The sequence below is a fragment of the Kitasatospora sp. NPDC092948 genome (assembly GCF_044754805.1).
Lineage (GTDB): Bacteria > Actinomycetota > Actinomycetes > Streptomycetales > Streptomycetaceae > Kitasatospora.
In genome coordinates this window covers 159,233-171,555 of record NZ_JBIVPU010000014.1, presented here as the reverse complement: position 1 = coordinate 171,555, position 12,323 = coordinate 159,233, and the positions used below count along the sequence as shown (strand labels likewise).

Below are 12,323 nucleotides of genomic sequence, written 5' to 3'. Positions count from 1 at the left end.
AAAGCGAATCCGCCGCAATCTCCGAAAACGCGCACAGCAAATACGAACGGAGACGCGAAAAGGACGCGACCCGTCACGGATCAACTGGGTGGTTCCAAGGGATTGGCTGCCCCGGGACCGTCCACGCAGACGCGTGCTCGGTGCTCCCTGTCAGGCAACTCGAAGAACTCTACACACCTACGGGTGCCGGATCAAGTGCCACCTGGAAGACCAGGACGGCGACATCGTCGTCGTGTTCCGCGGTGACGCCGAGGGCCCGCAGCAGGCGGGCGCAGACGATGTCGGGGGCGGCGACGGGGCCGGTGAGGGTGCGGGCGAGGTCGTCGATGCCCTGGTCGATGTCCTGGTCGCGGCGTTCGACCAGGCCGTCCGTGTAGAGGACGCCGGTGGTGCCGGGGAGCAGGCGGAGGGTGTGGGAGAGGTGGCCGGCGCCGCCGGTGCCGAGGGGTGGGCCGTTCTGTTCCTCGCCGTGCAGGACGGTGCCGTCGGGGGCGCGGAGCAGGAGGGGGAGGTGGCCGGCGGAGGCGTAGACAAGGGTGGTGGTGGCCGGGTCCCAGACGGCGTAGGTGCAGGTGGCGATCTGGTTGGCGTCGATCTCCATGGCGAGGCCGTCGAGCAGGGTCATCACCTCGTGCGGCGGGAGGTCGAGGCGGGCGTAGGCGCGGACGGCGGTGCGGAGCTGGCCCATGACGGCGGCGGCGCGCAGGCCGCGGCCCATGACGTCGCCGATGACGAGGGCGGTGCGTCCGCCGCCGAGGGCGATGACGTCGTACCAGTCGCCGCCCACGGCGGCATCGGCTCCGCCGGGGAGGTAGGTGGCGGCGACGTGGAGATCGGCGGGCTGTTCGAGTTTCTGCGGGAGCAGGCTGTGCTGGAGGGTGACGGCGGCTTCGCGTTGTCGGCGTTCGGCGTCGCGGAGGCGGCCGGCGGCCTGGACCTGGTCGGTGACTTCGGTGGCGAAGATCAGGACGCCGGTGGGGGTGCTCTGTTCGTCGGGGCCGAGCGGGACGCAGGCGATGTTGTAGTAGCGGTTGCCGCCGAGGCCGAGGATGCAGCGGGACTTGACGCTGCGGGGGCGGCCGCTGCGCAGGACCTGGTCGAGCAGGGGGAGGACGCCGAGCGCGGTGAGTTCGGGGAGGGCCTCGGCGACGGGGCGGCCGGGGGTGCGGGTGCCGAACAGGTCGCGGTAGGCGCGGTTGGCGTAGCCGAGCAGGTGGTGGGGGCCGTGGGTGAGGGCGACGGGGGCGGGCAGGCGGCGCAGGACATCGCGGAGGTCGTAGAGCTGTTCGGGGTCGCGGGCGTCGGGGCCGGAGGTGGCGGGGTCGCGCTGGCCGGGGACGGTGACGGGTTCGTCCGCGGTGGTGGGGGTGGTCCGCCACGCGGCTCCGGTGAGCCGGGCGCTCCAGCGCATGAGGTTCAACGTGGGCCGCTTCCTCGGGGAACTGATGTGGGGGTGGTTCCTGCTTCTCGGTCGATTGCGGTGTGAACATCACATTGCGTACCCGGGGCAGCACTCCATGTGATGGGCCGATCCTGTCAGGCTCCGGGGTGATTCCGGAAGTCGGGCCCCCGGTACGGCGCGTTCCGATGGGTGTGCGCCGGGGTGCGCTTCCGTGCGGCCGGCGTGGGGTGCCGGAGGGCCCGGTGTGGGAGCCGAGTACCGGAGTCGGTCAGCTGCCCGGGCCGGTGGTGAACCCGGACTCGAACTCGGCACGCGGGTGCTCGATGGTGCCGAGCGAGACCACCTCGCGCGGGAACAGTCCGCCGAACAGCCAGTCCATCAGCACCCTGATCCGGCGTTCCCGGCTCGGCAGCCGGCGCAGCTGGCGGGCGCGGTGCAGCCACCAGGCGCGCCGGCCGGTGAGGCGGGCGCCGCGCCGGGTGTGGGCGACCGCGCGGCGCAGACCGAGTGAGGTGGAGCAGGCGGGGTCGTCCGGCCGGTAGTCGGTGAGGGGCTGCCCGGCCAGTTCGGCGGCCAGGTTCTCGGCCAGCAGCTTGGCCTGGGCGAGGGCGTGCTGTGCGTTGGGGGCACAGGGTTGGCCGGCCTGGTCGGGGACGGCGGCGCAGTCGCCGGCGGCCCAGGCGTCGGCCAGCGGGCTGCCGTCGGGGTCGGCGATCCGGAGGGTGGGCAGGCAGGTGATCCGGCCGGCCCGGTCGAGCGGGAGGTCGGTGAGCGCGAGGACCGGGGCGGGGCGGATGCCGGCCGTCCAGACCAGGGTGCGGGCGGCGAAGCGGCCTCCGTCGGAGAGCGCCATGACCTGGTCGACGGCGGATTCCAGGGTGGTGGACAGCCGGACGTCGACATTGCGCTCGCGCAGTTCGGCGAGGGTGTGGGTGGCGAGTTCGGGGATCTCCTCGCTGAGGATGCGGTCGGTGGCCTCGACCAGCACCCAGCGCAGGTCGTCGGGAGCCAGGTTGTGGAAGCCCTTGGTGGCGGTGCGCGCCATGTCCTCCAGTTCGGCGAGCGCGCCGACGCCCGCGTAGCCCGCGCCGACGAAGACGAAGGTGAGGGCGGCCTGCCGGAGTGCCGGGTCACGGGTCGAGGACGCGAGGTCGAGCTGTTCCAGGACGTGGTTGCGCAGGGCGACGGCCTCGCCGACGGTGGCGAAGCCCATGCCGTGCTCGGCGAGCCCGGGGACGGGGGCGGTGCGGGAGACCGCGCCGGGGGCCATCACCAGGACGTCGTACGGGACTTCGGTGGGCAGTCGGAGCTCGCCCCGCGGGGCCGCGTCCACCCAGGCGGTGCGGGCGGCGTGATCGATCCTGGTGACGCGGGCGGTGAGCACCCGGCAGTCGGGAAGCGCGGTGCGCAGCGGGACGACCACGTGGCGGGGGTCGATGGAGCCGGCGGCGACCTCGGCCAGCAGCGGCTGGAAGGTGAGGTACGGCTGCGGTTCGACGATCGTGATGTCGATCCGCCGGTCCCTCAACTGTGGTCGCAGCAACTGCTGGAGGCGCAGCGCGGTGCTCAGTCCGGCGCAGCCGCCGCCGATGATCAGGATCCGAATGGGGCACCTCCGGCCGGCCCTCGGGCTGTGACCCGTTTCACGTTCCCCCTATGACGCACCGGGCGGAGGGGTCTTGTCCACAGTCCGGGCCGGATCGGTCCGAATCCGGTCCGGAAAGCGGCCCCGGGGGCGGTGCCGGGCCGCCCTGCCGGACAAGTGGCGGGGGCGGCGCGGCGGTTGGGCGGCCGCCGGTGGGGCCGGCACGGGTTGTCCGGCCGGACTGTTCCGGTTCTCGTCCGGGAGAACGGTGAATCCGTTTCCCCCGGGTTCTGTCTGCCGCATCATGCCCCCCCATGCATTTCGGCAAGATGTGTGGTTGTTGTGCGCGCGCGTGCTGCTCACGGGAGCCGGGAACGGCCGTCCGGCTGGCGAAAACGTGCACGTTCGACCCGCTCGAAAGCGGTGCGGGGCCTGTTTTCGCGGGCCGACGGCCCGTCAAGGCCCGGCGAATGCTGACAAGTCGGATCGAATGCGCGCGGATAGGGGCATATCTGCGCCGATGGCCGGGATCCGATCGGACGGGACGACGGGTGGTCCACTTCTGCGGCGAACTTCCTTGAACTATGGTCGGATTGTGGTTCGGACCGCCGATGGTGCCGGTCCATGTACCTGCGAGCCCGGTGGCATCGGTGCGACTGCCCGGGAGCCATCCGGGGAAGGTAGTGCGCGGACGTCGGACCGACCGGTGTCGACAGCGCACACCAGGGGGCGCAGTGACCGTTCGGGTGCCCGGGACGGGGTGCCTCGGGGGAGGTTGGCATGTCGGAGCAGGAACAGTTGGCCGAGCGGTCGCCGGGTGCGGCGTTCGGGAGGTCCTCGGTGGACGTGGTGCCGGAGCAGCGCGGCCCTGGTGAGCGGGAGCGGTTCGCGTTCCCGCAGGGCGAGCGTGCGGGCGAGGCCGGACGCGGCGCGGGTTCGCGGCTGCGGGTGGACGCCCGGCGGAACCTGGAGAGCGTGCTGCGCGCCGCCCGTGAGGTGTTCGGCGAGCTCGGCTACGGGGCGCCGATGGAGGAGGTCGCGCGCCGCGCCGGGGTGGGGGTCGGCACGGTGTACCGGCGCTTCCCCAGCAAGGAGGTGCTGGTCCAGCGGATCGCCGCCGAGGAGGTGTCCTGGCTGACCGCGCAGGCCCGGGAGTCGCTGTACGGCGGGCTGAACGGTCCGTGGGACGCGCTGGCCGGGTTCCTGCAGCGGGCGGCCGCCTCGGGCGCGGGCCGGCTGCTGCCGCCGGAGGCGTTCCGCTACGCGGAGGAGATCGGCCGGGTGCCGGAGCAGCGCGGCGGCGAGCTCCGGGCGTTCGCCGGGGTGCCGGCGGCCGACGGCGAGCAGAGCGCGGACCCGCGGCTGCTGCTGCAGTTGCTGGCGGCGCTGGTGGCCCGGGCGGGTGCGGCGGGCGAGTTGCGGCCGGGGGTGACGGTGTCCGACGTGGTGCTGGTGCTGACGGCGGCGGTGCCGGTGCACGCGTCGGCGGCGCTGGCGTCCGAGGACGGCGGCGAGGGCAGTGCCGGGAGCCGGCTGCTGCAGATTCTGTTGCAGGGGCTGCGCGCTTCCTGAACCGGTCGCGCGGGTCGGGCAGTTGACGGCCGGCGCGGGAGGGGGCGGCCGGGCGGGGGAAGTCCGGCCGGTCCCGGTGACGCGCCGTTCGGGTGACGGGGAGCCACCCGGCGCACCGCCCTGGGCGGACGGCGCGCGGAACTGTCCGGGTACGCGCGGTGCTTGCGCCCCCGTGTTCCCGAACACCTCGGCGAGCGGCGGCACGGAAGGGTGGGTCGGGGTCCGTGCGGCTACCGGCGGTCGCTGCACTATGCCATTCTTTGCCCGTGGTTGGAGCCATTGTCCCGTTGCGCCCCGTGATCGCCGTCGACTTCGAGCGGCGGCCCGCTCCGTGTGCCGTGCGGCCGGGCGGTGCCCGGTGAGCCCGGAGGAGCAGGGCACCCACGGGCAGGTCCCGGACCAGGGCGGCAGTCCCGCCCGGGAGTCGCTGATCGGCCGGGTGCCGGGTCAGGCGCCCGCCGGGCAGGGCGGGGTCATGCCGGAGGCGTTCATCGCCGACGAGCTCTCGGGGTGGGCCGCGGTGCCCCCGCCGGCCGATCCGGTGGACGGTGAACGCCCGCCCTCGGACGCCGAGTTGACCGCCCTGGTGCGGGCCGGCGACGACTCCGCGTACGCGGAGATCTACCGCCGGCACGCCGACGCGGTGCGCCGTTACGCCCGGACCTGCTGCCGGGACAGCTTCACCGCCGAGGACCTCGCGGGCGAGGTGTTCGCCCGTACCTTGCAGGCATTGAAGGCGGGCAAGGGGCCGGAGTTCGCGGTCCGCGCCTACCTGCTGACGGCGGTGCGCAACGTCGCGGCGGCCTGGGCGCGGTCGGACCGGCGCGAGCAACTGGTGGACGACTTCTCGACGTTCGCCGAGGCGTCCGCCGCCACCGTCGAGTTCGACCTGGCCGACCCGGGCGCGGACGCCTGGGCGCTGGCGCTGGCCGATCAGCGCATGGTGATGCGGGCGTACGCGGAACTCCCGGAGGACGACCGGGTGGTGCTCTGGCACACCGAGGTCGAGCGGGAGTCGCCGAAGACGGTGGCGGTGATGCTGGGCAAGACCGCCAACGCGACGGCCGTGCAGGCCCACCGGGCCCGGGACCGGCTGGCCGCGGCGTTCCTCCAGGCGCACGTGTCGGGCAGTCAGGAGTCGGGCTGCGCCGGGTACGCGAACCGGCTGGGCGCGTACGCCCGCGGCTCGCTGCGCAAGCGGGCCTCGGCGGAGGTCGGCAAGCACGTCCAGGACTGCACCCGGTGCACGGCCGCGTACCTGGAGCTGGCCGACATCAACCACAGTCTGCGGGCGGTGCTGCCCGGCGGTGCGCTGCTCTGGGTCGGCGTCGGCTGGTTCACGACCGCGGCGGCCGCGGTCGGCGCCGGGGTCGCCGTCACGGGCGCGGTCGCCGGCGGCACGGCCGCGGCGGGCGGTTCGTCCGCCGGCGGCGGGGCGGCCGGGGCGGCCGGGAAGGGGCTCGGCACGGCCGGCAAGGCCGGGATCGCCGCGGGCATCGCGGTGGCGGCGGCCGCCGTCGCCGCGTTCGCGCTCACCGGTTCGCCCGAGCCGAAGCCGCCGGTGGCCGCGCCGCCGCCGGTCAGCGCGGTGCCGGAGTCCCCGACGCCGGTGCCGCCGCCGGCCGGCCCGAAGCCCGCGCCCTCGGCGACGCCGACGCCGTCGCGGTCCCCGAGTCCGACGCAGGCGCCGAAGCCGAGCGCGGCACCGTCGCAGCCGTCGAGCCCGGCGGCGTCCACGCCGCCGGCCGCCACGACGCCGCGGGCGCCCGTCCCTGAGCCGTCGGTCCCGGCGACGACGCCGCCGCCGAGCCCGAGCCCCTCGCCGAGTCCGACCGTCACCGCGTCCAGCCGGTTCTGGCTGGACGAGGTGCCGACGAACCACGGGCAGGGCTCGGACGGGCCGACCATCCGCGGTGCCGGGTTCGCGTTGCAGCTGCCCGGGGCCTGGATGCACGGCGCCTACTACCGGCATGTGCTGGCGGTCCAGGTGCCGTCCCGGGTGACCATCGACCTGAACCGCAGCTGCCAGTCGTTCGACGCCGTCGCCGGCCTGGACGGCTTCGGGCCGGCCTACGGGCGGGTGGTTCTGTCGGTGCAGGGCGGCAACGGTGAAGTGCTGTGGAGTTCCGGCGAGTTGTCCGCGAACGACAAGCCGGTCACGGTGCACGCACCGCTGACCGGCCAGCGCTCGATCCGGCTGGTGGTCACCGCGGTCCACGGCGCCGGCCCGGTGGCCGACCTGGCGGACTGGGCCGGCGCAAGCCTCAGCTGCTGACGACCCCGGTCAGATCTGGCAGCTGCCGTCCGCGCAGGTGTCGCCGGCCGGGGCGATCGGGGTGAGCTGCCGGGCGGTCTCGGCCTCGACCTGGCGCAGGACCTGGAGGAAGGTGTCGGCCTCCTGCCCGCCCTGGACGGCCCACTGGCCCTCGAAGACGAAGGTGGGGACGGCGGTGACGCCGATGGCGCGGGCCTCGGCGAGCTGCGCGAGCGTCTCGGCCTCGCCCTCGTCGCCGGCCAGGTAGGCGGCGGCGCGCTCGCGGTCGATGCCGGTCTCGGCGGCGAGGCCGGCCAGCGCGTCGACGTCGCCGACGTCGACGCCCTCGGTGAAGTGGGCCTTCAGCAGGCGTTCCTTGAGGGCGGCCTGCACGGGGGCGCCGTACTCGGTCTCGGCGAGGTGCAGCAGGCGGTGGGCGCGGAGGGTGTTGACCTCCAGTGCGGCGTCGAAGTCGTAGTCGATGCCGAGCGTCCTGCCGACCTCGGCGATCCGGGCGTCCATGGCCAGCGACTGCGGCCCGTAGCGCTCGGCGAGCCACTCGCGGTGCGGGCGGGCCTGCTCGGGGGCGTCCGGCACCAGCTGGTACGGGCGGAAGACCACCTCGACGCCGTCCTTGCCCTCGAACCGCTCCAGGGCCTGCTCGAAGCGCCGCTTGCCGACGTAGCACCAGGGGCAGGCGATGTCCGAGTAGATTTCGACCTTCATGGCGGGGAGGGCTCCTGTCGGGTGGTTCACGCCGGCCGGACGGCCCGCGACAGCAGGTCGAACGCTCGGCCGTCCGCCGTCATTCCGGCTGCTCAGTCGTCCTCCGCGGGCCCCGGGACCACCAGCACCGGGCAGCCGGCGTGGTGGACGGCGGCGGTGCTGACCGAGCCGAGCAGCAGCCGGGTGAAGCCGCCGTTGCCGCGGGTGCCGATCACCAGGGTGTGCCGCCCGTTCGCGGCCTGCAGCAGCACGTCCACCACGTTGCCGAGCACCACGTGCAGAGTGAGCTGCCCGGCGTACGGGCGGGGGCGGGCGGCCTGCACGGTGTCGACGGCCCGGCGCAGGCCGTCCGACATGCTCGCGGTGAGCCGCTGGACGCTCTCCTGGATCAGGTCGGCCATGCCCGGCGGGTAGCCGGTCGGCGAGGGGTTGACCACGGCGAGCACGTGCAGCGGCAGGCGGTGCGCCTCGGCCTCGGTCATCGCCCGGTCGAGCGCCCACAGCGAGGCGTCGGAGCCGTCGCACGCGTTGAGGATCGCGGTGCCGGGCGGCGGGGCGTCGGTGCTGACGGGGAGGGTCATGGCGCGACGCTATCCGGCGGTCCGGCGCCCTCCGGGCAGGCACGCTCAGGGCTCCAGCGCGGGGCGGCGCGGCGCGGGCAGGCCGGTCCAGGCGGAGCCGGGGCGGCGGGCGGCGAGACGGCGCAGCCAGACTTCGACGGCGATCAGTTCGGCGAGGGCGGCGAGGGTGGCGGGCGGGGCGTCCTGGGCGGGGTCGACAGCGGTGGCGAGGGCCTTGCGGACGGCGGGGGCGTCGATCAGTCCGGCCTCGCCGAGCAGTGGACGGTCGAGCAGGTCGGCGAGCGCGGGGGCGGCGGCCAGGAGGCCGTCCCGGGCGGGGGCGTGCGGGTCGGGTCCGGCGGTGCGGCCCCAGTCGGCGGGCAGGTCGGTGCGGCCGGCGCCGGCCAGCACGGCGGCCAACAGGGCGGGCCGGGCGCCGGGTTGCAGGCGGACGTCGTCGGGGAGCAGGCGGGCGGCCCGGACCACCTGGTTGTCGAGGAACGGCGCGTGCAGGCGCTGGCCGTGCTGTTCGGTGGCGTGCACCAGGGTGCGGTAGTGGGCGGCGTGCCGGTGCAGGGCGAGGCGGGCCCGGCGGGCGCCGGGCGGTTCGGCGGGGGTGACGTCGCGGGCGGCGGTGCGCAGGTGCTGGGCAAGCGCGGCGAGGGGTTCGTCGGCCAGCAGGTGGGCGGCCGGGCCGGGCCGGTGCCAGGCCAGTTCGGCGGCCAGCGCCCGGCCCACGGTGCCGGGCGCGGCGGGCTCCTGGCGGAGTATCAGCTTCAGCGCGAGGTCGTCGAGGGCGTCGCCGCGGCGGGTGCGGGCCAGGCGGCGGGCGGCGCGCAGCACGGTGACGGGGGTGTGCAGGGCGCCGGTGAAGGCCCCGGCGGTGGCGCGGTCGGCGCCGGCCAGCGCGGCGATCGGGGCCAGCAGGTGCAGCGGACGGCCGGCGCGCAGCAGGTCGGCGAGCCGGGCGGGGTGGCCGTCGAGCACCTGCCGGGCGCCGTGGCCGGTGAGGTGGTCGGCGCCGCCGGCCCGGTGCAGCGCGGTGTGCCGGGCGGCGGTGAGCAGCGCGGGGCCCGGTTCGTCGGTGAGCGGCCCGGCCAGCGGATCGGCGAGTCCGGCGTACGGGAGGACGGGCGGGACGACGACGTGGCGCAGCCGGGGTGCGTGCACGGCGAGCGCGAGCCGGTCGGCGGTGCCGAGGGTGACGGCGGGCAGCGTCTCGGGCTCGGGCCGCCCGTCGGCGCCGCGGGCCCAGGAGCCCCGGACGGCGCCGGTGCGGGCGGCGGGCCGTTCGAGCGCGGTGCCGACCGGGGTGCCGGCGGGCAGCGGGACGGCGGCGGCGAGCAGCGCGACGGTGGCGGACGCGGTGCCGTACGACAGGTCGACGCCGAGCCGGGGGCGGTCGCCGGGGGCGGTGGCGCGGACCCGGCAGCGGACGGCCTCCAGCAGGGCGCGGGTGAGTTCGCGGACGGCGGGGGCCTCGGCCGGGGCCGCGGCGGGGTCGTCGGGGTGGGCGGTGCGGTGGGCGCGGCCGCCGCGGATGCCGAGCGCGTGGCCGGGCGGCACCCGGCGCACGCCCCGGAACGGGGTGCGGTCGCCGAGCGCCTCGGGCGTCTCGGGGGTGGCGAGCCGGGCGGCCAGGTGGCCGGCGTCCAGCGGTGCGCCGACCAGGTCGGCCAGCGGCAGGGCGGCGGTGGCGTAGGCGGTGCCGCCGGCGAACGCGGCGTGGAAGACCGGCTGGACGCCGGCCAGGTCGGTGAGCAGCACGGTGGAGCGGGTGCCGGTCCGCAGGACGACGGTGTAGCTGCCGGGCCAGTGGGTGAGGTGGCGCAGTGCGCCGCCGCGGGCGGCGGCCAGGCCGTCGGCGAGTTCGCGGTCGGTGGCGCCGCAGCGGCCGGCGACGGCGAGCCGCAGGGTGGCGGGGGTGTCCCGGTCGGTGCGGTCGGCGGGGTCGCGCGGGTCGAGTCCGCCGCGGACGGCGGCGGGGGCGCCGGGGCGGAGCACGGCGAGGCGGAGTTCGTCGGGGCGCCAGTCGCCGACCGCCCACAGCGGGTCGGGGCCGCCCCAGAGCAGGGTGCCGGCGATCGGCCGGACCGCGGCGAGGGCCGGGTCGGCGGCCGGGCCGCTCCAGCCGGTGAGCCACCGCATCGCGCCTCCGTGGTGCTCCGGGCGCGCGGCGAACTTCCGATGATGTGAAAGAAATTGGCGCACCGTCAGGAGACATCGTGCCACCGGTGGGGCCGGATCGGGCCGGGCTTGCGCGGCGGGGCGCACGGACCGGGCCACCCCCTCCGGGGCCCGGGCCGTGCGGGCCCTCGAACTCCCGTCCGGGGCACGGCCGGTGGCCGGACTGCGCGGCGCGAAAATTGGTCCGTGGACGCCGCATTGCGGCCAAGTTTGGCCGAAAGACGTCGCACGACCCGGGAGGGCATCCGCATGCCCTCCCGGACGCGCCGCTGCCCGCGGGGATTGAGGCAGCGTTTCCCCCGGCCCGCCGGGTCCTCGGCGGCGGGCCGATCCACAGGCACCAGCGAATCGCCCACCTGCCGCTGCGGCCAGGGAGCACGGATGGCGCACACGGGCACGGGCCCGGAGCACGGGCGTCCGGCACGTGTCCGCGCGGCACCCGGCGGGCACCCGGCCGCCCGCCGTGGACGCAGCACGTTCCCGCCAACCGGAATGCGGGCTCTTAACCGTGGGAACGCGGGCGACTACGCTAGGTGCAAGCAGTCCGGTGGCGTGCTGCTGCCGTCGCGACTCGCCGCCATCCGCGCACGACGTCGCCAGGGGGTGCCACCGCCACCATGACCGTCAGCTCACGAGGGCCGAACGACCGGCTCGGCGCCCTCCTCGCGCTCGCCCAGATCAGCAACGCCGGGCTCGCCCGCCGGGTCAACGACCTCGGCGCGCAGCGCGGCCTGACCCTCCGCTACGACAAGACCTCGGTGGCCCGCTGGGTGACCAAGGGGATGGTGCCGCAGCGCCCGGTGCCGCACCTGATCGCCACCGCGCTCGGCAACAAGCTCGGCCGCCCGGTGCCGCTGGAGGAGATCGGCCTCGCCGACTCGCACCCCACCCCCGAACTCGGCCTGGAGTTCCCGCGCGAAGTCCCGGAGGCGGTCCGGTCCGCCACCGAACTCTGGCGGGTCGACCTCGACCTGCGGCGCGGCCCGGGCGGCGGCCGGTGGAGCGACAGCCTGGCCGGCACCTTCTCGGTCGCCGCGTACGCCACACCCGTCTCCCGCTGGCTGATCACCCCCGCCGACGGGTCGGTGGCCCGGGAGGGCGGCCCCGACCTGTCCGGCTACCGGGTGGGGCACGCGGACGCCGCCAAGCTCCGCGAGGCCGCCCAGGAGGCCCGCCGCTGGGACTCCAAGTACGGCGGCGGCGACTGGCGTTCCTCGATGGTCCCGGAGTGCCTGCGGGTGGAGGCCGCCCCGCTGCTGCTCGCCTCGTACAGCGACGCGGTCGGCCGGGCGCTGTTCGGCGCCACCGCCGAACTCACCAGGCTCGCCGGGTGGATGGCCTTCGACACCGGCCAGCACGAGGCCGCCCAGCGCTACTACATCCAGGCCCTGCGGCTGGCCCGGGCCGCCGGCGACGTGCCGCTCGGCGGGTACGTGCTGGCCTCGATGAGCCTGCAGGCCTCCTACCGTTCCTTCCCGGACGAGGCCGTCGACCTCGCCCAGGCAGCCCTGGAACGCAACCGGGGCCTGGCCACGGCGCGCACCATGAGCTTCTTCCACCTGGTCGAGGCCCGCGCCCACGCCAAGGCCGGCAACGCCACCGCCTGCGGCAGCGCGCTGTCCGCCGCCGAGGCCGCGCTGGACCGGGCCCGCCCCGGCGACCCGGACCCGACCTGGATCGACTTCTACGCCTACGACCGCCTCGCCGCCGACGCCGCCGAGTGCTTCCGCGACCTCGGAGTGCCGTCCAAGGTCCGGCAGTTCACCCGCGAGGCGCTGGCCCGACCGACCGAGGGCTTCGTCCGCTCGCACGGCCTTCGGCTGATCGTCTCCGCGATGGCCGAGGCCGAGGCCGGAGACCTGGACGCCGCCGTCGCCGCCGGCGAACGCGCCGTCGAGGTCGCCGGGCGGATCTCCTCGCACCGCAGCCGCGAGTACGTGGTCGAGCTGCTGCGCCGCCTGGAGCCCTACCAGAACGAGCAGCGGGTCAAGGAACTCACCGAACGCGCCCGCCTGGTCCTCACCACCGGCTGACGAG

Annotated in this window: 7 protein-coding genes and 1 pseudogene; 3 read left to right on the top strand and 5 right to left on the bottom strand. The window is 75.8% G+C overall.

All coding sequences use genetic code 11. From position 1 onward, the window contains the following. Positions 1–202: 202 nt before the first annotated feature. Together ACIQF6_RS30670 and ACIQF6_RS30665 are read right to left on the bottom strand one after the other, a co-directional pair. Positions 203–1,420 (bottom strand): annotated as a pseudogene (locus ACIQF6_RS30670) (PP2C family protein-serine/threonine phosphatase); the annotation flags it as partial. A 250-nt stretch (positions 1,421–1,670) separates the two neighbouring features. Continuing rightward, positions 1,671–2,993 carry an NAD(P)/FAD-dependent oxidoreductase gene (locus ACIQF6_RS30665; protein WP_400900807.1) on the bottom strand — a complete coding sequence of 441 codons (1,323 nt, stop codon included), beginning with the start codon at positions 2,991–2,993 and terminating at the stop codon, positions 1,671–1,673. Positions 2,994–3,767: 774 nt separating this feature from the next. On the opposite strand from ACIQF6_RS30665, the gene ACIQF6_RS30660 reads away from it, so the two are divergent. Continuing rightward, positions 3,768–4,559 carry a TetR/AcrR family transcriptional regulator gene (locus ACIQF6_RS30660; protein WP_400900795.1) on the top strand — a complete coding sequence of 264 codons (792 nt, stop codon included), beginning with the start codon at positions 3,768–3,770 and terminating at the stop codon, positions 4,557–4,559. A 358-nt stretch (positions 4,560–4,917) separates the two neighbouring features. Next, positions 4,918–6,834, top strand: coding sequence for a sigma-70 family RNA polymerase sigma factor (locus ACIQF6_RS30655; protein ID WP_400900793.1), 1,917 nt, complete (start codon positions 4,918–4,920; stop codon positions 6,832–6,834). Between the two features lie 9 nt (positions 6,835–6,843). Here ACIQF6_RS30655 and ACIQF6_RS30650 read toward each other — a convergent pair whose 3' ends face one another. From ACIQF6_RS30650 to ACIQF6_RS30640, 3 genes are all read right to left on the bottom strand, one after another. Continuing rightward, positions 6,844–7,539 (bottom strand): DsbA family oxidoreductase, encoded by a 696-nt coding sequence (locus ACIQF6_RS30650; protein WP_400900791.1) that lies wholly within the window; start codon positions 7,537–7,539, stop codon positions 6,844–6,846. 92 nt (positions 7,540–7,631) lie between these two features. After that, positions 7,632–8,120, bottom strand: coding sequence for a universal stress protein (locus ACIQF6_RS30645; RefSeq protein ID WP_400900789.1), 489 nt, complete (start codon positions 8,118–8,120; stop codon positions 7,632–7,634). A gap of 45 nt (positions 8,121–8,165) precedes the next feature. Further along, on the bottom strand, positions 8,166–10,247 hold the full coding sequence (locus ACIQF6_RS30640) for an asparagine synthase-related protein (RefSeq protein ID WP_400900787.1): 2,082 nt from the start codon (positions 10,245–10,247) through the stop codon (positions 8,166–8,168). Between the two features lie 656 nt (positions 10,248–10,903). Here ACIQF6_RS30640 and ACIQF6_RS30635 point away from each other — a divergent pair. Continuing rightward, a complete protein-coding gene (locus tag ACIQF6_RS30635) occupies positions 10,904–12,319 on the top strand; it encodes an MFS transporter (protein WP_400900785.1) in 1,416 nt (471 codons plus the stop codon). Positions 12,320–12,323: the final 4 nt, after the last annotated feature.

Excerpts from the sequence above, each read along its gene's own strand:
- ACIQF6_RS30660 (WP_400900795.1), top strand. The coding sequence starts at position 3,768 with ATGTCGGAGCAGGAACAGTTGGCCGAGCGGTCGCCGGGTGCGGCGTTC.
- ACIQF6_RS30650 (WP_400900791.1), bottom strand. The coding sequence starts at position 7,539 with ATGAAGGTCGAAATCTACTCGGACATCGCCTGCCCCTGGTGCTACGTC.
- ACIQF6_RS30645 (WP_400900789.1), bottom strand. The coding sequence starts at position 8,120 with ATGACCCTCCCCGTCAGCACCGACGCCCCGCCGCCCGGCACCGCGATC.
- ACIQF6_RS30640 (WP_400900787.1), bottom strand. The coding sequence starts at position 10,247 with ATGCGGTGGCTCACCGGCTGGAGCGGCCCGGCCGCCGACCCGGCCCTC.
- ACIQF6_RS30635 (WP_400900785.1), top strand. The coding sequence starts at position 10,904 with ATGACCGTCAGCTCACGAGGGCCGAACGACCGGCTCGGCGCCCTCCTC.